The sequence below is a fragment of the Streptomyces sp. NPDC101178 genome (genome assembly GCF_044767965.1).
GTDB lineage: Bacteria > Actinomycetota > Actinomycetes > Streptomycetales > Streptomycetaceae > Streptomyces.
This window is the reverse complement of sequence record NZ_JBIWOZ010000002.1, coordinates 420511-437547: the sequence shown is the minus strand read 5'-3', so window position 1 is coordinate 437547 and position 17037 is coordinate 420511. Positions and strand designations below refer to the sequence as shown.

Below are 17037 nucleotides of genomic sequence, written 5' to 3'. Positions count from 1 at the left end.
GCAAGGCGAGAACGGAGCGGTGAACGTGGACCTGGACGTCCCCACGCTGGTCGAGCAGGCGCGAGCAGGCAGGCCGCGTGCGGTGGCCCGGCTGATCTCGCTGGTGGAGGGGGCGTCGCCGCAGCTCCGCGAGGTGATGGCGGCCCTGGCCCCGCTGGCGGGCCATGCGTACGTCGTCGGGCTGACGGGCTCGCCGGGCGTCGGCAAGTCCACCTCCACCTCCGCGCTCGTCTCCGCCTACCGCCGGGCGGGCAAGCGGGTCGGCGTCCTCGCCGTCGACCCGTCCTCCCCGTTCTCCGGCGGCGCGCTGCTCGGCGACCGGGTCCGGATGTCGGACCACGCCTCCGACCCCGGTGTCTACATCCGCTCCATGGCCACCCGTGGCCACCTCGGCGGCCTCGCCTGGTCGGCCCCGCAGGCGATCCGGGTGCTGGACGCGGCGGGGTGCGACGTGGTTCTGGTCGAGACGGTCGGCGTCGGCCAGTCCGAGGTGGAGATCGCCTCCCAGGCCGACACCTCCGTCGTCCTGCTCGCGCCGGGCATGGGCGACGGCATCCAGGCGGCCAAGGCCGGGATCCTGGAGATCGGCGACGTCTACGTGGTCAACAAGGCCGACCGCGACGGCGCCGACGCCACGGCCCGCGAGCTGAACCACATGCTCGGCCTCGGCGAATCCCGCGCCCCCGGCGCCTGGCGCCCGCCGATCGTCAAGACGGTCGCGGCCCGGAACGAGGGCATCGACGAGGTGGTCGAGGCCCTGGAGAAGCACCGCGCCTGGATGGAGGAGCACGGCGTCCTGGCCGAACGCCGCACGGCCCGCGCCTCCCACGAGGTCGAGACGATCGCGGTCACGGCGCTGCGCGAGCGCATCGCGGACCTGCGCGGAGACCGCCGCCTGCACGCACTGGCGGAGCGGATCGTGGCGGGGGACCTGGACCCGTACGCGGCGGCGGACGAGCTGGTGGCGGGGCTGACCGAGGGAGCCTGAGCATGCGGTGACGCCGAACGGCCTCCGTATCGCAGGTGCGATACGGAGGCCGTTCGGCGTCACCGAGGTTCCGGGCGGTGGGCGGTCAGTCGTCGTCGCGGTCGTCCCGGTCGTCGTCACCGTCGTCGTCGCGGTCCACGGTGACCTTGGCGGTCTTGGCGTCGACCTTCAGCTCGTGCTGCTTGCCGTCCTTGCCGGTGATGTCGACGTCCCAGCGCAGGACCTTGCCCTTGCCGCCCTTGTGGTCGTCATCGTCATCGTCGTCCAGGCCGATCGAGGTGATGGTGCCCGGCGCGGTCTTGAGGGCCGCTGCCGCCGCCTCGTTCAGGGTGACGGCCGAGGAGCGGGGCGCGCGGTCGTCGCGGTCGTCGTCCTCGCGGCTCTTCAGGACCTTGCCGTTGTCGGCGTCCACCGTCACGTCGTGCCACTTGTCGTCGGAGCCCCGGACGTCCAGCTCCCACACCGTACGGCCGTCGTGGTCGTCGTCGTCCCGGTCCAGCTCGGCCTCGGTGACCGTGCCCGGGACGCTCTTCAGCGCGGCGGCGACGGCCTCGTCGAGGGAGATCCGGGCGCTCTTGGCGGCGGCCGGGGCCCGGCCGTCCGACCGGTCATCGGAAGCGTCGTCCGCACGCTCGTCCCGGTCGTCGGCGAGGCTCACGGTGCCGGCGGGCCTGGTGGACGCACGGTCGCGGTCCCCGTCGCTGTCCGCGAAGGCGACGGTGGCGGCGGCCGTGCCGCCGATGAGAACGGCGGCGGTGACGGCGGCGATGGTGACGTTGCGCTTCATGAGGGTCCTCCCCGAGAGCTGCTGCGCTGTGCTGGACTGGCTGACGGGTTCCACACTGCCGACCCGATGCTGAACGCAGCCTGAAGCCACCTGAAGGCGTCTTCAGGTGGAGTTTGCGAGGCTGTGCGCATGCGCCTTTTGATCGTGGAGGACGAGAAGCGTCTCGCGGTGTCCCTCGCCCGGGGACTCACCGCCGAGGGCTTCGCCGTGGACGTCGTGCACGACGGTCTGGAAGGGCTCCACCGGGCGAGCGGAGGCGGCTACGACCTCGTCATCCTCGACATCATGCTGCCCGGCATGAACGGCTACCGGGTCTGCGGTGCCCTGCGCGCCGCCGGGCACGAGGTGCCGATCCTCATGCTGACCGCCAAGGACGGCGAGTACGACGAGGCCGAGGGGCTCGACACGGGCGCCGACGACTACCTGACCAAGCCCTTCAGCTACGTCGTCCTCGTCGCCCGGGTGCGGGCGCTGCTCCGCCGCCGAGGCGCCGGAACCGCCGCGCCCGTCCTGACCGTCGGCACCCTCCGTATCGACACCGCCGCCCGCCGCGTCCACCGAGGCGAGGACGAACACGCTCTCACCGCCAAGGAGTTCGCGGTGCTGGAACAACTCGCCCTGCGCGCCGGACAGGTGGTCAGCAAGGCGGAGATCCTGGAGCACGTCTGGGACTTCGCCTACGACGGCGACCCGAACATCGTCGAGGTCTACATCTCCACTCTGCGCCGCAAGTTGGGCGCTGATTCCATTCGTACGGTGCGTGGCGCCGGCTACCGGCTGGAGGCGGGATGAGGTCCGTACGGGCCAGGGCCGCCATCGGCGCCACCCTGGTCGTCGCCGTCGCGCTGGTCGCGGCCGGGCTCGCCGTGCTCTCCGTGCTGCGGACCAACCTGATCGACCAGGCGGACCTCCAGGCGGAGGTGGCGGCCCGCGAGGTGGCCGGGCAGCTGGCCCTGGACACCCGGTTCGAGGATCTGGACCTGGACGACGAGGAGGACCACCCGGTCCAGGTGACCGACGAGGAGGGGCGGGTGGTGTTCGTCTCGAAGGGGCTCCAGGCCGTCTCCGGGACCCGTTCGCCGGGCGTAAGCCCCCTACCCTCGGCTCCGGCCGCCACCCCTTCGCCCGGTGACGACGATGACGATGACGACGACGGTGGCGACGGCACGCGGCCCGCACGCGGCGAGGTCTCCTCCGACGATCCGGACTTCTCCGACGGCACCGCCACCGTGGGCGGCAAGCAGGCCGACTACCGGTTCGCCGCCGTCGAGGCCACCACGCCCGCCGGACTGACCCTGACCGTCCACGCGGGCGCCCCGCTCGCCGCCGAGCAGGAGGCGGTGAACACCGTGCGCGGGGCCATGCTGACCGGGCTGCCGCTCCTGCTGGCCGTCGTCGCCGCGGTGACCTGGCTGGTGACCCGGCGCGCGCTCCGGCCGGTCGAGGGCATCCGCCGCGAGCTGGCCGCGATCACCGCCTCCGAGGACCTGGCCCGCCGCGTCCCGGAACCCGGCTCCCGCGACGAGATCGCCGCGCTGGCCCGGACCACCAACGAGACGCTCACCGTCCTGGAGGCGTCCGTGGAGCGGCAGCGGCGGTTCGTCGCGGACGCCTCGCACGAGCTGCGCTCCCCGATCGCCTCGCTCCGCACCCAGCTGGAGGTGGCCGACGCCCACCCGGAGCTGCTGGACCTGCCGGGCGCGGTCGCCGACACCGTACGTCTCCAGGTGCTGGCGGCCGACCTGCTGCTGCTGGCCCGGCTGGACGCGGGGGAGAAGCCCGGGGCGGCGCGGCTCGAGGCCGGGGCGCTGGTGCGCGAGGAGGTGTCGCAGCGGACCGGTGACCGGATCCCGGTGGTGGTGGAGGCGGCCGAGGACGCTTCGTACGAGGTGAACGGGTCGCGCGGGCAGCTGGCCCGGGTCGTCGGGAACCTGCTGGACAACGCCCAGCGGCACGCGGAGAACCTGGTCGCCGTCCGGGTGGCGGCCGACGGGTCCGGGGTGCGCGTGGAGGTCCGGGACGACGGGGCGGGCGTACCGGAGGAGGAGCGGGAGCGGATCTTCGAACGGTTCGTCCGGCTGGACGACGCCCGCAGCCGTGACGACGGCGGTGCGGGTCTCGGCCTCGCCATCGCCCGGGACGTGGCCGCGCGCCACGGCGGCACGCTCACGGTCCACCGGGCCGCGGAGGGCGGCGCGGCGTTCCGGCTCTGGCTGCCGGGCGCGGTGTGAACACGGCCTGACCGAGGCCGTACGACGCCGCCGCGGGTAGACCGAAGCCGTACGACGCCGCCGCGGCCTGGCCGGCCCGCGAAGGCGCGCCGGTCAGGCCGTACGGGTCACGGCTTCCCGCGCCGCCCCCGCAGGTGCTCCGCGATCGGCGTCAGCGCCGCGTGCAGCTCCGCCAGGGCCTCCGGCGAGAGCAGGTCCATGAAGTGGTTGCGCACCGACTCGACGTGGTGCGGGGCGACCGTGCGCATGGTCTCGGCGCCCTGGTCGGTGAGGACCGCGTACAGCCCTCGCCGGTCCGACTCGCAGTGGGTGCGGCGGACCAGGCCCGCCGTCTCCATGCGGGTGATCTGGTGCGAGAGCCGGCTCTTGGACTGCAGGGTCGCGGCGGCGAGGTCGCTCATCCGCATCCGCTGTTCCTCGGACTCGGAGAGGTTGACCAGGATCTCGTAGTCGTTCATGGTCAGGCCGAACGGCTGGAGGTCCTTCTCCAGCTGGTGCGTCAGCAGCCTGCTGACGTCCAGGTGGGTGCGCCAGGCGCACTGCTCCGTGTCGCTCAGCCAGCGGGTGGCCGTCTCGGTCTCCATATATCGATTCTACCTAAGATGTTGAAAGCCGGACGAAATTAAGAGGTGTGACGGCGGGCACCCCGGAGCCGCCGGAGTGGTGACCGGCCGGTTGGCAAGGACCGGCGGCTGGGAGCAGGCGTTCGACGTCACACTCCGCAGCCTACCGCTCACAAGCCGAAGCGACGCTGGAGGTCCCCCAGCTGGCCGGGGGCGCGCGGTGCGAAACCGCCCCCCGGAACGCCCGGCTGACCCGGCACCGCACCCGTCGCCTGCTCCGCCATCAGCGCCTCGCTGGACTGCAGCAGCACCGTGCCCGCCCCGACGAACTCGAACTGGTGCTCCTCGCCCGAGGTGCCGCCGATGCCCGTCAGTGACCGGATTCCGCCCATCACGCCCGTCATGTACCCGTGGTCGTAGTGGTGGCACGGGGACGGGCAGTCGGCCCAGCCCACCAGTGCCTGCGGGTCGACCCGCAGCGGCGGCTCCATGAAGACCACCGGCCCGTTCGACGCGGCCACGAACTTCCCCGTACCGATCAGCGTCACGAAGCCGGGCACGATCGACTGCTTCAGCGCGAGCGACGGGTCGAACGCCAGCAGGTTCCCGGACCGGATCGTCAGGTTGCCCTCGTCCAGGTCGAAGGAGTTGACGTCGAAGGCCCGGTCGGCCAGCAGCATCTTCCCGCTGCCCTCCGCCACCACCCAGTCGCTCGCGTGCAGCGGCGAGTGGAAGCTGGAGCGCACCAGCCGGTCGAACCGGCCGTGCCCGATGCCGTCGAAGTTGATCTGCCCGTAGTAGGCGATCATCTTCCCCTTCTGCAGGAACCACCGGCTCCCCTTGAGCTCCACGCAGAAGGTGTAGGAGTTGACGTTGTCGTCCGACGGCAGCGTCATCGGATCGAAGATCACAGGGGTGCTCACGACTTCTCCTCGACCGGCTTCTCCCCGATGGCCACGGGCGTGATCACAGCTTCTCCTCCGATGCCTGGACGTACACCGCGCCGCTCCCGCTCAGCTCCAGCTGGAACGCCTCGCCGGAACCGCGCCCCACCATGTCCCGCCAGCCGACGGCGCTGGAGAGCTTGTTGCGTACGTCGCCGTGATGGGCCACGTACGCCTGCGGGTCCACGTGGATGTCCCGGCCCGGCGCGATCGGCAGCTCGATCACTCCGCCGTGCGCCATCACCGCGACCGCGCCATGGCCCTGGAGCGTGGTGGTGAACAGGCCCTGGCCGGTCACCTGGCCGCGGACCATGCCCATCACGCCGCCCTGCGAGCCCATGAACATCGTGCCCTGCTGGAGCGAGCCGTCGAAGGCCAGGAGCCGGTCGGCCTCCACGTACAGGGTGTCGCCGGCCAGGTTGATCACCTGGATGTGGTGGCCGCCGTGGCCGAACATCACCGTGCCCGAGCCCTCCACCGTCATCAGCGGTGTCGCCTCGCCCGTCACCCGGCGGCCGATCATCGACGCGAAGCCGCCCTGGCCGCCCTGGATGTTCGGCGTGAACGACACCTCGCCCCGGTAGGCCAGCATCGCGCCGCGCTGGCTGAACAGTCTCTGGCCCGGGACCACCGTGGCCTCGATCATCTTGGAGTTGATCTCGCGGAACGGCATCAGACATCGCCTCCGACGGTGTTGCGCTCGCTCGGCTGTACGTAGACCAGGCCGTCGCCCTCGAAGCGCATCTGGAACGCCTCGCCGGAGCCCTCGCCCATCAGCGTCCGGAAGTTCACGCCGCTCTGGAGCTGCTGCTGGAGGCGGCCCTGGTGCGCGATGTAGGCGCCCGGGTCGACCATCAGCGGATACTGCGGGGACACCCGCAGTACCACCGCCTCGCCGTCCGACATGATCGCCGCCTGGCCGGTGCCCTCCACCGTGGTGGTGAACAGGCCGTTGCCGCTCGCCCCGCCGCGCAGGCCGGTGAACGTCGTCCCCGTGCGCAGGCCGGAGTCGGTGGCCAGCAGGTTGCTCGCCTCCACGTACAGCTTGTCGCCGTGCAGGGAGACCAGGCTGATCTCGCTCGCCCGGTCGGCGAGGTAACAGGTGCCCTGCCCGGACACCTCCATCACCGTCATCTGTTCGCCGGTCAGCCGGCGGGTCACCATCCCGCGGAGGCCCTCACCGCCGCCGGTCATCTTCTTGAACGTCATCCGGCCGTCGTACGCGACCATCGAGCCGTTCTTCGCCTTGACGGCATCGCCCGTCAGATCGACGGCGAGCGTCTTGCTGCCTTGGAGTCGGAACATCGCCACGCGGACGAAGGTAGCCCCCCGCCCCGCGCTCCGGCCAGGCCCTACGGAACCGTTACGCCCCTGATGCTCCCCTGATGCGTATCTGGACCGGTCCTGATGATGCGCGCCCTGACCGGCCCTGATATGCGGCGATACGCGCGCCCGAGAAAGGAACGGCCCCCGGCGGCCGGAGCGGACCGGCGCGATGCCACAATGGGGGCGGCTTGTGCTCGCGTTCACAAGCCCGTACGACACCGCCCACACACGACCCCTCCCACCGAAGGTGCCCCTGTGGACATCAAGACCGCCTCCGCCCTGCACCGGCTGCGCCTCATCTCGCTTCCCGAGGCGCTCTCCTTCCCCGCGCTCCTCATCTTCGGCTCGCTGCTCATGCGGGTCTCGGACATCGACTTCCTGATGCCGCCCCTCGGCATGATCCACGGCATCCTCTTCACGATCTACGTCGTGTTCCTGCTGGACGTCTGGATCAAGGCCAAGTGGCCGCTCAAGCGCGTCGCGCTCTTCTTCCTGCTCGCCGTCATCCCCTTCGGCGGCCTCTACGGCGACAAGCTGCTCAAGAAGTACGAGGCCGACGGCGTCATCGCCGCCCGCGCCCGCCGCGAGGGCACGGTCAGCGCATGATCGTCGCGTTCTCGGTCTCGCCGCTCGGTGTCGGTGAGGACGTCGGCGAGTACGTGGCCGACGCCGTGCGGGTCGTACGGGAGTCGGGTCTGCCCAACCGGACCGACGCCATGTTCACCTCCGTCGAGGGCTCGATGGCAAAGGCGTGAGTACATAGACCCTCTCGACACGCAAAAGCCCCGTCTCCCTAGGGGGTGGGAGACGGGGCTCGGGGGTTGGAGCGGCAGGGGCGGTATGTCGACCTCTCCCCTACCGCTCCCGCGGTCCGCGCTGTGACGAGCAACGGATCCGCGGTCTATGGGGTGGGTGGACGGCTCTCCTCGCCCTCACGGACGACGAAGGCGAAGCTGGTGACCGTCCGGGTGAACAGCCGGTGGTTGCTCCGACCGGCGTGAGCCAGGCACTGGTCGTCGACGACTGCGGACTCCGCCGACGGAACGGAGACCCACGCGCAGCGCTGACACGACGCTTCGTACCGCGGGGTCGAGTCAGGGTGCTGCTTGATGGTGTGCGGCACGTGCCGCACGAGGGCGCGCGTCACGACGACCGCCTCCGCCCCGCGTGCGGGTGCCGCCGGATCTCCACGGCGAGATCAGTTGCGTGTGACGGGTCGTAGGCGGGGCTGCCCACCTCCGTTGCCTGGCCCCACTGCTTGAGTAGCGCTGCACAGATGTCGCAGCCGGTGGCGCCGCGCGGGTGATCAGGTAACGGGCACGTCAAGGTCACCGGCCCTTGAAGTTGGTCACTCATCAGCAAACCTCCACCGTCGGACACGTACCCGCATCCTGACGTGCCGTCGCGTCTACACGCGGCGTCTGTCAGGGCGTCATTCCGGGGTCATAGGGGGCGTCATTTCGGTGTCGTAAAGACGTGCGAAGCCCTACCGTGGACGCCATGAGTACGCCGAACATCACCCTCCGAACGGTCCGCATCGGCCTGCGCATGTCGCAAGACGACATGGCGCGAGCCCTGCGGGAAGCCGGCCTGCGCGCAGGTGAGCCGAATGACGCGTCGAAGCGTCTAGTGCAGCGGTGGGAATCGGGGGACATCGCGAGCCCCCGCCCCGTCTACGCTCGCGCGCTGGAATCCGTCACAGGGCAGCCCATCGAGAACCTCGGCTTCTCGGTCACCGTCCCACTGGTCCGGGTAGCTGACGACGGGGCCGGCGGGCATGACCTTGCCTCGTCGGCCGACGGGATAAGGGCACCGCATGCGCCGCTGCCGCGGGTCAGCGCACAGCCCGCGCACGGCGCGTACTCGGGTGTCTGGCTGAGCCGCTACGAATACTTCTCCAGCGGCCGTGACGGGACGTACACGGGCCTGCACTTCGTTGTGATGCTTCAGCATGGGAACCGCCTGTCGGTGCGCAGCCTGCCCGGATCATCCGACTCGCCTCTGACGATGGACCTTGAGGTGGACGGAGCCGTGGTGACGGGCACCTGGACGGAGCAGACCGCTTCAGAGGGCTACTACTCCGGCGCCCGGTACCACGGCGCACTCCAGATGCTGGTTGAGCCGACGGGGCGCCGCATCGCTGGGAAGTGGGTCGGATTCGGCAAGGACTTCGACGTCAACACGGGCCCGTGGGAGTTGGTTTTCCAGGACGCATCGACGTCGAAGGCGACGTTGGACAGCTACAACCGTCGGCCCTAAAGCCAGCCGGCTGACCGCATCCGGGTGCGCCAGGTCCGCCCGTGGCTGGGGTTGCAGTAGCGCTTGACCTTTCCAGCGCCGGGCTTCTGTTCCACGTCCGAGCCGCACTGCGGGCAGGTGACGGGCTGGCTCTTAGCGGGGTCGGTGAAGCTCATGATGATCTGGCCTCTCAAGTAAGGGGCCTCTGGAGCGCCCATGTCGGGCCGCTCCAGAGGCAGTTGGGGTAACGCGTCGGCCGCCCCGCCATGTCGGCGGAGGCGGTCCGTGTGCTTCTGGTGCGTCAGATGATGCGACCGGTCGTCAGCGCCCGGCCCGTATCCGCGTCGTAGACGTCAATCCGTTCGTCGATGACTCCTGCGACCTCCCGGCCGTCCAGGTACGTCCGTGCTTCGACGCTGACGTTCACCGTGGGCGCCGATCCGTACGCGGGGATCGACTGCATCGACCGAGCCATCGCCATGGAGTCACGGTTGCTGTGCACCCGCGTCGGAGTCAGGAACTCCAGCAGCTCCGGCCCCTTTTCACCCACCCACGCCATCTCGCCGATCTGCGGGAAGCCGCCGGCGTGGTATCCGCCCGGCCTTCCGTACGCCGACGGGAGGGATCCGTACGTCGCCTTGGCGTATCGCATGGAGGCGAAGATGTTTGCCATCGGGTCGACGCTGACGCCGTGCTTGAACGGTCCCTGCTTGCGGAACATGCCGGCGAACGCTTCGAAGGTCGGCTTGATGACCTGGAGGAGACCAACGCTCGGGGTTCCGTTCTTCGCGTTGATGTCCCAGTTGTTGACGGCGTTGGGGTCGCCGCCCGACTCCTGGTTCATCCGGCGCAGCGTCAGGTCTGCGTAGCTCGCAGGGTTGCCGGTCGCTGCCAGGGCCGCCTTGACGACAGGCCTCCAGCGCTCGACGCCCTTGCCGCCCGCTCCCCCGCCTCCGGAGAGGTAGGTCATGGGGTCGACAGCCTTGCCGTTGACCCGCGCCTCCAGGTGGAGGTGGGGGCCGGAGGAGTTGCCGGTCGAACCGACGGTGCCGATCTTCTGGCCCCGCTTCACGGAGTCGCCCACCGTCGCCAAGATGCTGTTCAGGTGCGCGTACAGCGACGTCAGGCCGCCACCGTGGTTGAGCATGATGTGGTTGCCGTAAGGGCCACCCGACTTGGCCATGGCGACCTTGCCGTCAGCGACTGCCTTGACGGCTGTGCCGACTGCTGCCGGGAAGTCCAGACCGGTGTGCCGGCCAGACGACCACATGAGGCCCGGCTTACCGAACGGTGTTCCGTACGCGCCGCTGACCGGCTTCGCCCACGGGCCGCTCCCTCCGCCCCCGAAGCCGAAGACGCCTAGGGCGGTGTCCTTGAGGCCGGAGAGCATCTTCAGGGGGAGCTTGGCGACGGACTTTGCCCACGGGTTCGTCGTGATGGGTGCCAGCTTCTCCTTGACGAACTCTGTCGCCTTGCTGAAGAGCTTCGACGGGTCTGCGTAGTCGGCGAGTCCAGAGAGGAACTTGCCGGCGCCCGCGGACTTGTCCTTGAACCAGTCCACAATGCCTCCGTCCTTGAAGGCAGGCATCCCCGACGCAATGGCGCGCTGAACACCTCCAACACCACCACTTCGAGCGGCAGCGTTCCAAGCGTTGATCCGGTCGGCACCGATGGCACGGGTCCATTCTGGTCGCATCACGGCTTCCCCACCTCCGACCGCAATCACGCGATCGTCGCGACCTGGGGAGTAGCCGGACAGGATGCCGCCCGTGTGGAAGCCCTTCAGGTCGAAAGGCTTCAGGTCATCGGCTCCGGTAATCTTCGCAACGCGATTCCAGAGCTTGACGATTCCGCCGTTGTACACCTCGGAGATGATGATCCGAACCGGCTCCTTGACGATGCCGGAGACCTTCTTCCACGCCTTACCGATGAACGAGTTGGCGTCAGTGAAGGAATTGGCAACGGCCTTGACGCCTTCGCGCATCAGCTTGAACGCAGGCTTGAGCTTGTTGTGGTACATGTCTTGGGCGCCGTCGCCAATCCAGTTGAAGACGGGGCTGAGCACCTCTTTCCACAACCACTTACCAGCCTTACCGAGAGACTCGAAAGCCTCCTTGTTGCTCTTCATGAACGGCCGGATAGCCCGCTCGTAGAGCCACTTGACGCCGGATCCGATCCACCCGAAGACGGGACCGAGTGCCTTTTGCCACAACCAGATCCCGATCGTTCCAAGTTGCTTGAACGCCAGGTAAGCAGGCAGAAGGAAGGCAACGATCACTGCCGTGACCAGGATCTTCCCCCACTTGAAGAGGAAGCTGAAGACGGGACCAAGCGCGTTGTTCCAGAGCCAGACGGCAGCCTTTCCGATAGCCTGGAGGCCGGACCAGATGCCGGCAAAGGCAGGCTTGATAACGGAATTCCAGGCGAAGCCGATAGCCGCCTGGATTCCCGCCCAAGCTCCGTCGACGATCTTCCGGAAGGTCTCGGAATTCTTGTACGCCAGGACGAATCCGGCGACGAGGAGACCGACCACGAGCACGATGGCCCGGATGATCGGACCGATTCCTGTAGCGGCCAGGACAAAGCCGAATCCGCTTGTCGCGATCGTCGAAAGCAGGATCACCGATTGGTATACGGCCATCGCAGCCGCGAAAGCCGTCATGCCGATGGCGATTGCCTTTTGTGCGGCGTAGATACTCCAAAGCCCAATGACCAGCTCCGGATGGTTCTGCGCCAGCCACGAGACCGCTTCGAGTACCGGGCCGATGACTGCGAAAACGGTCGTCGACAACGGGGCAACGGCCTTGGAAACGTCGAACACTGCCTTGAGAACGTCACCGAGGAATTCCGCAACGCCAGGACTGGTGTCCTTGACGTACTGAAGGAAACGCTCGAAATCTGGACTGCCCTTGAGGCTCGTCCCCCATTTCGCGAACTGCTCCGTGATGCGGTCGGAGTGAGCGGCGATCCCGTCCATCTTGGGGAGGAACGCGTCGATGATTCCGACGATGCCTTCGATGACGTTGCCGAACGCGACGCCGAAGCCGACAACGGCCGGTTCCACGTTCTCCGCCAGGTCAGCCTTGAAGGACTGCCAGAAGGGCGTCTTCATCTGTGCCGACGCCTTGTCCATCAGCGTCTCAATGCCGCTGGCAGCACCTTCCGCGAGCGGAGACAGGCCGGGAAGGGAATTCTTCAGGCCCACGACGCCGCGCGTAAAGAGCGGCACCACTTCGGGGCTGAGTTCCTTGCTCCATGCCTTGAACGCCGTCACCAGCCCGCCGGGGCCGATGATGCTGCTGAAAAGCGCCCGGCCTTCTGGCGTCAGCCTCGCGAGCGCCTTGCGGTACTCGTCGGCCTTTGTGACGGCCTTCGTCGTGGTGTCGATGCCGGACAGGCGGGCCGATTCGAGCCCGCGCTCTGCGGAGGCGATGCTCTCCGCGGCCGACACCTGGGCCTCAGCGGCGGAACGTGTGGCGTCGCTGACCCGCTCCTGAGCGTCGGCAATGGCTCGGGCGCCAGCGACGGCAGCTTTGGTCTGGGCTTCCTGAGCGGCTCGGAGCGCCTCTGTGGCGTCGGTAACGCCTCGCTGCGTCGCCTGGAGCCGCTCCTGCGCCGACCGGACGACCTCCGAGCCTTCGACGCCCGCCTTGCGCTGCTTCTTCTCAGCCTCCAGGAGCGCCTTCAGGTCCGCCTTCTGACGCTCGGCATTCCTGACGGCCTGGTCGTACGAGAGCTGTGCTTGCTCGCGCTGTAGCTCCGTAGCCTTGGGATCCGCCATGGTGGCCGTGAGTTCGAGCTGCGCCTCCTTCACCCGGAGAGCTGCATCGCGCTGGGCAAGGCCGCTGTCCACTAGCCGGTCCTGTAGCTCCAGGAGCTGCTGTGCAGCCGTCTTGCGGGCTTCGACGAGGTCCAGCTCCGCTTGCCGCGCGGTGCGCTTGGCGTCGGTGAGGGTGGTCTCGGCACGGCGTACGCCGTCAGCAGCCGCCTTGCGCTGTTCGGCAGCACGGGCCGCAGCGTCGGCAACGGCTTGCTCCGCAGCTTCGATTTGTCGGCCGGCACGCTCCGCGGAAAGTCCTGCGTTGCGGTGTGCAGCGCTCAACGTAGCCTGAGCGCCTGCCAGTTGAAGGGCCCGGGAGGCTGCCCGTGTGGCGATCTGAGCGCTGTTGTCCGTGGCGTTGGCGGATTCCTTCTCCGCAGCCGTTTTGGCCGTCAGAGCCTCCGTCACGCCCTTCACGGCCGGGATAGCAGCCAGGCCTACGGCTGCGAATCCGGCGCCGGCAGCCGTGGCCATGGAGACGACCGCACCAAGACCAGCGGCGAGGACGGGGCCGAGCGGGATCGCCGTCAGAGCGGCAGCCTGAATACCCAGGTTGAGCAGTGCCGACGTCGCACGGCTCGTGTCGACGTCGACAGGTACGTTGATCTCCCGGCGCCCGATCGCGTCCATCTCGGCTCTCATGGCCGCGAGAGCGGCACGAGCGGCGGCAGTGTCCGCCTGAACCCTGATGTTCGGGTGCCGTGCCCCGAGCCGTTCCAGCTCCCGTTCGATGCGCTCGATTTCCGCGCGGGCAGCCGTAGCGCTCACATCGATCCCGACGCGACGGTTGCTGAGCTGTTCCAACTTGGCCCGCAGACGGGCTAGTTCAGCGTCGGCACCAGTGCTCGTCAGAGTGACGTCGAGTCTCGGCATGCTGCGGAACGCCGCCTGGAGGTGACGCCGCATGGAGCCGGCGAACGCTCCCGCGTTGGCGTCGCCCTGACGCCGCGACGCAACCTGCGCGGCCTGGCCGGCGTGGTTGATGGCCGACGGGATGTTGATCGTGAGGTTCTGAGACAGGGAGCGGCTCATCGCCTCGCCCAGCCGTCGGCCGGCGTCCTCGCCCACACGGTCGGCGACGGGGAGGACAAGCGCCTTCAGCTTGGCGTGGAACTGGGGGATGACAGGGACGACGTCGACCGCCGCACCGCCGACAATGTCAAGATCACTCACAGCAGCTCACCGCCGCTCGACAGCCGGAGGTCAAGGAGCCGGTCGACGTCGGTCGGATCGCTGCGGGAGTCGAGCATCCGCCCGACTTCCCGAAGTTCTCCGAGCATGGCCAGCGTCTCCGGCGTCTGCTCGCTCGCCTCCAGGCCTCTGCGTAGGAACTCAAAGTCGCGACAGGCTTCGCCGCACATGGCAGCTGGCAAGGCCATGTCGGCGATGAGGACTAGCTCCACGTGGAACCGGCAGCCGTCACGCTCGCAGATGTCGTCTCGGGGGTGGTTCATGGGCCCTCCAGGGCACGCCGAACACCCCCACGTCGACGAGGACGAGGGGGTGAGGCGTAAGTCAGTGGGGCGCTACGTCAGTTCGTCGACGAGCGCGGAAATGTCGGCCAGCGCCGACGGGGAGTTGCGGAATCGGTCTCCGGTGACGGTGAGGTACCGTCCGGTGCCGTACGCCTCCACGGCGTAGCCGCCGCTTCTCCGGATCCGCCGACCATGTCGGACGTCAGCGAACCCGAAGACGTGGAGGCCGTGGCCGGAGGGGGAGACTTCCGTGTACGTGGGCCCGGCCTTGCGCAGGATGTCCTCCGCCCATGGCGTCAGGGAGCCATCCGGCGAGATTGCGTGGTCAAGGTCTAGGCAGACGATGCCGTCGCCGTTGAGGACGAAGCCGAGCCCCGCGCCGGCCGACGACCTGGACGCCTCTCGGTAGCTACTCCACGTCCGCGGATCCGTGCTGGAGGCCGCCTTGCCGGCGACCGTCAGGGGGACCTTCGTCGCGGACCGACGAATCCACCTGTCGCGGGTCGTCAGCTCAACGGGGAGTGCGCGTTGCGACGCCCGGAAGCCCTTGGAGCGGCACTTCGACGAGCAAAAGCGCGCTCGGTGCGAGTGCCTGGCCCGGAGGGCGTCGCCGCAGGTGTCGCACGTTCGGATGGCCATTTGCCCAGTCTAGGTGGTTACCGAACGGTAGAAAAGGCTCTGAACTGGCCCTTTACCTGTTCTTTGCGCTTGGTTTTGAGGCCTTTTCGAGCCTCCAGGCCTCGTTTTGAGGCCTCGCGATCCTTCGCGTCGGACGGCCGAGAGGCGCTCAAAATCGCCGTGAGGCCTCTGGAGGGCCCAAAAGGGCTCCAGAGGCCCTCAAGGTCTATCCGGATGCCATTTGGAGCATGCCAGCACCCCTACGGCAAGGAGGGAAGGATCAGGGGATTACCCCCCTGCGTTCCCGCAGGTCAGAGGCTTGCAGCCTCACGCGACCGCTGACCGGCTCTCTCCCGCTACGCCACGGGCCACGCAGCCGAACGCCTGCACCAGCGTGAGCCCACGCTCGTCGGCCCAAGCCTGGCGCGCTCGTCGCCAGCGGTTCCATGCGACGACGTCGCGCTGCCCATGGGGGAGAGCGTGGTCGTCAGCGGTGACCCACTCGTCTACGTAGCACTGCATGAGGACTGCGGGTACGACGGACGAGGAGCCTCGTCCCTGCTCCGCCGCTGCCTGCTCCCTGCGTGCTAGCTGCGCTGCCTTGCGTGCGCTCACGCCGTGAGCCGGGCACGACGAGCGTCGATGTCCAGGCTGTGCGCCGTCGGCACAGTGTCCAGCTCGCCCATGCCTGCGCCCTCACGCTCGAACTCCCAACCCAGGGTCTTCAGCCCTGCCGGCGACAGTCCAAGGTGGTCTGCGTAGTAGCGCGCCTCTGCTGCCAGGCCTGACGTCACGCGCCCACTGAAGGCGTCGCACGTGATGCGCACGTACATCGCGACGATCGGGACGAACGAGTCGTTCCACTGCGTCGCCTGTCCCGACTCCCATAGCTCCGTCCACATGGACCGCTCGTGCTCCGTCCAGTCACGCCCTGACGGCATGTCGGGCACGGGCAGATCGCACCCCGCGAGAGGGAGCACGACAGGGCCTACCGCTCGTCGTCCTCCCTTCCCGCGGTACTCACGGCTTCCGGGCTTGGAGAGGTCTCTCCGTGGTCCAGGGGTGGCCATCGCGACCCCTCCTTCCGTTGTCGGTTCAGTCGTCCAGCGCAGGATGCGTGGGTGGCTTGCGGTGCACGCTGGCACGGGTCTTAGCGGCTGCTGTGCCGCCTTCGCTGCTGCTCTTTCGGGCGTGGTGCCAGGAGCAAGTTAGGGCGAGGTTTTCCAGCTCGTCCGACCCGCCCAAGTGGTGTGGGATCACGTGGTCGACGTCGGTACCGGGCTGCTCGCAGCGTCGGCCGTCGCTATACCTCGTGGTGCACTGGCCTCCGTCACGGCGGATCACCTGACGTCGGAGGCGGGCCCACCCGCGAGGCAGCGTGTCGCGCCTCGTCGAGCCGGCCCACGCCTTGCGTGGCTCGCTCACGTCCTAGCCCTGTCCGATGCTGCTGACGTGGTCCATCCGCACGGTGTGCACCTTCGTCGACACCGTGACCGTCATGGCGTTGGGGTAAGCCACGGCGCCATGTGCTTCCGCTGTGGTGGCGTAGGCGACGGTACCGGTGAGCGTCTGACCTCCGATCAGGTTGACGCTCACCGACTGGCCGTTCAGGGCCAGGGCGGCATTCTTGATGTGCTGCTCGAAGTTGCCGGTGTAGCTCATCGGGACTCCATCCGGTAGGCGGGCTCAGCGAAGGGGTTGCGGGTGCTCGTCGGCAGGGGCTTGGTAGTCGACGGCCTGTTGCCGTCCTCGTCCAGGCCGTGCTTCCGGCGGTAGGCCGCTGCACCGCCCGCGACGGTTCCTGCGGTGCCCTGGACGTCAGGGCCACGGTCACCGCCCGAACGGACTGCCGGGGGCGCGAGCGTCGACGGGGTGAACTCCGCGACGAGAGCGGCGGCGTCAGCGATGAGAGTTGCCTCGTCCGCCCCGATGAGCCGCGCGGACTGCGCGGGGGTGAGTCCAGCGGTCAGGCCGGCCTTGAGCTTGGCCAGCTCCAGGGCGTCGCCCTCCAGGGGCGTAGGGGTCTGCTGTTCGGTCATGGTGGGGC

At 68.7% G+C, this 17037-nt stretch carries 18 protein-coding genes and 1 pseudogene; 6 read left to right on the top strand and 13 right to left on the bottom strand.

Translation table 11 applies throughout. The annotated features are described in order from the left end of the window. Positions 1-19: 19 nt before the first annotated feature. The gene (gene meaB, locus ACIRR8_RS06045) at positions 20-988 is read left to right on the top strand and encodes a methylmalonyl Co-A mutase-associated GTPase MeaB (protein WP_366425006.1); all 969 of its coding nucleotides are present in this window, start codon (positions 20-22) and stop codon (positions 986-988) included. A gap of 85 nt (positions 989-1073) precedes the next feature. Here the strand turns inward: meaB and ACIRR8_RS06040 are convergent, their stop codons facing one another. Continuing rightward, a complete protein-coding gene (locus tag ACIRR8_RS06040; protein ID WP_404059534.1) occupies positions 1074-1775 on the bottom strand; it encodes a PepSY domain-containing protein in 702 nt (233 codons plus the stop codon). Positions 1776-1904: 129 nt separating this feature from the next. On the opposite strand from ACIRR8_RS06040, the gene ACIRR8_RS06035 reads away from it, so the two are divergent. After that, positions 1905-2567, top strand: coding sequence for a response regulator transcription factor (locus ACIRR8_RS06035; protein WP_404059531.1), 663 nt, complete (start codon positions 1905-1907; stop codon positions 2565-2567). Further along, the gene (locus tag ACIRR8_RS06030) at positions 2564-4006 is read left to right on the top strand and encodes a sensor histidine kinase (protein ID WP_404059528.1); all 1443 of its coding nucleotides are present in this window, start codon (positions 2564-2566) and stop codon (positions 4004-4006) included. Before ACIRR8_RS06035 ends, ACIRR8_RS06030 begins: the two co-directional genes overlap by 4 nt. Before the next feature lie 107 nt (positions 4007-4113). Here ACIRR8_RS06030 and ACIRR8_RS06025 read toward each other — a convergent pair whose 3' ends face one another. The 4 genes from ACIRR8_RS06025 to ACIRR8_RS06010 form a co-directional block, all read right to left on the bottom strand. Beyond that, positions 4114-4590: a MarR family winged helix-turn-helix transcriptional regulator gene (locus ACIRR8_RS06025; protein ID WP_404059525.1), complete on the bottom strand. Its 477-nt coding sequence runs from the start codon at positions 4588-4590 to the stop codon at positions 4114-4116. 149 nt (positions 4591-4739) lie between these two features. Then, positions 4740-5492 (bottom strand): AIM24 family protein, encoded by a 753-nt coding sequence (locus ACIRR8_RS06020; RefSeq protein WP_326703464.1) that lies wholly within the window; start codon positions 5490-5492, stop codon positions 4740-4742. A 43-nt stretch (positions 5493-5535) separates the two neighbouring features. Next, positions 5536-6186 (bottom strand): AIM24 family protein, encoded by a 651-nt coding sequence (locus ACIRR8_RS06015; RefSeq protein ID WP_404059523.1) that lies wholly within the window; start codon positions 6184-6186, stop codon positions 5536-5538. Next, positions 6186-6818, bottom strand: a complete 633-nt coding sequence (locus tag ACIRR8_RS06010) for an AIM24 family protein (protein WP_404060691.1) — start codon at positions 6816-6818, stop codon at positions 6186-6188. Before ACIRR8_RS06010 ends, ACIRR8_RS06015 begins: the two co-directional genes overlap by 1 nt. 276 nt (positions 6819-7094) lie before the next feature. Between ACIRR8_RS06010 and ACIRR8_RS06005 the strand changes: the two genes are divergently transcribed. Further along, a complete protein-coding gene (locus ACIRR8_RS06005; RefSeq protein ID WP_018509878.1) occupies positions 7095-7445 on the top strand; it encodes a DUF3817 domain-containing protein in 351 nt (116 codons plus the stop codon). Beyond that, a pseudogene (locus ACIRR8_RS06000) lies at positions 7442-7576 on the top strand (MTH1187 family thiamine-binding protein); the annotation flags it as partial. The gene ACIRR8_RS06005 and the pseudogene ACIRR8_RS06000, both read left to right, overlap by 4 nt. Positions 7577-7740: 164 nt before the next feature. Here the strand turns inward: ACIRR8_RS06000 and ACIRR8_RS05995 are convergent. Beyond that, on the bottom strand, positions 7741-7986 hold the full coding sequence (locus ACIRR8_RS05995; RefSeq protein WP_404059521.1) for a hypothetical protein: 246 nt from the start codon (positions 7984-7986) through the stop codon (positions 7741-7743). Between the two features lie 353 nt (positions 7987-8339). Here ACIRR8_RS05995 and ACIRR8_RS05990 point away from each other — a divergent pair, with 353 nt between their 5' ends. Beyond that, complete coding sequence (locus ACIRR8_RS05990; protein ID WP_404059518.1) at positions 8340-9098, top strand: helix-turn-helix domain-containing protein; 759 nt, start codon at positions 8340-8342, stop codon at positions 9096-9098. 280 nt (positions 9099-9378) lie between these two features. On the opposite strand, the gene ACIRR8_RS05985 is transcribed toward ACIRR8_RS05990, so the two are convergent. The 7 genes from ACIRR8_RS05985 to ACIRR8_RS05955 form a co-directional block, all read right to left on the bottom strand. Then, a complete protein-coding gene (locus ACIRR8_RS05985) occupies positions 9379-14070 on the bottom strand; it encodes a peptidoglycan DD-metalloendopeptidase family protein (RefSeq protein WP_404059516.1) in 4692 nt (1563 codons plus the stop codon). Further along, entirely contained in the window at positions 14067-14351 is a 285-nt protein-coding gene (locus tag ACIRR8_RS05980) for a hypothetical protein (protein WP_404059513.1), read from the bottom strand. The genes ACIRR8_RS05985 and ACIRR8_RS05980 overlap by 4 nt, the downstream gene beginning before the upstream one ends. Positions 14352-14423: 72 nt before the next feature. Continuing rightward, positions 14424-15011: a DNA primase gene (locus ACIRR8_RS05975; RefSeq protein ID WP_404059511.1), complete on the bottom strand. Its 588-nt coding sequence runs from the start codon at positions 15009-15011 to the stop codon at positions 14424-14426. A gap of 590 nt (positions 15012-15601) precedes the next feature. Continuing rightward, positions 15602-15940, bottom strand: a complete 339-nt coding sequence (locus ACIRR8_RS05970; RefSeq protein WP_404059508.1) for a hypothetical protein — start codon at positions 15938-15940, stop codon at positions 15602-15604. 145 nt (positions 15941-16085) lie between these two features. Beyond that, entirely contained in the window at positions 16086-16334 is a 249-nt protein-coding gene (locus ACIRR8_RS05965) for an HNH endonuclease (protein ID WP_404060688.1), read from the bottom strand. Between the two features lie 84 nt (positions 16335-16418). Beyond that, the gene (locus ACIRR8_RS05960; RefSeq protein ID WP_404059505.1) at positions 16419-16652 is read right to left on the bottom strand and encodes a hypothetical protein; all 234 of its coding nucleotides are present in this window, start codon (positions 16650-16652) and stop codon (positions 16419-16421) included. Beyond that, a complete protein-coding gene (locus ACIRR8_RS05955; protein ID WP_404059503.1) occupies positions 16649-17029 on the bottom strand; it encodes a hypothetical protein in 381 nt (126 codons plus the stop codon). The genes ACIRR8_RS05960 and ACIRR8_RS05955 overlap by 4 nt, the downstream gene beginning before the upstream one ends. Positions 17030-17037: the final 8 nt, after the last annotated feature.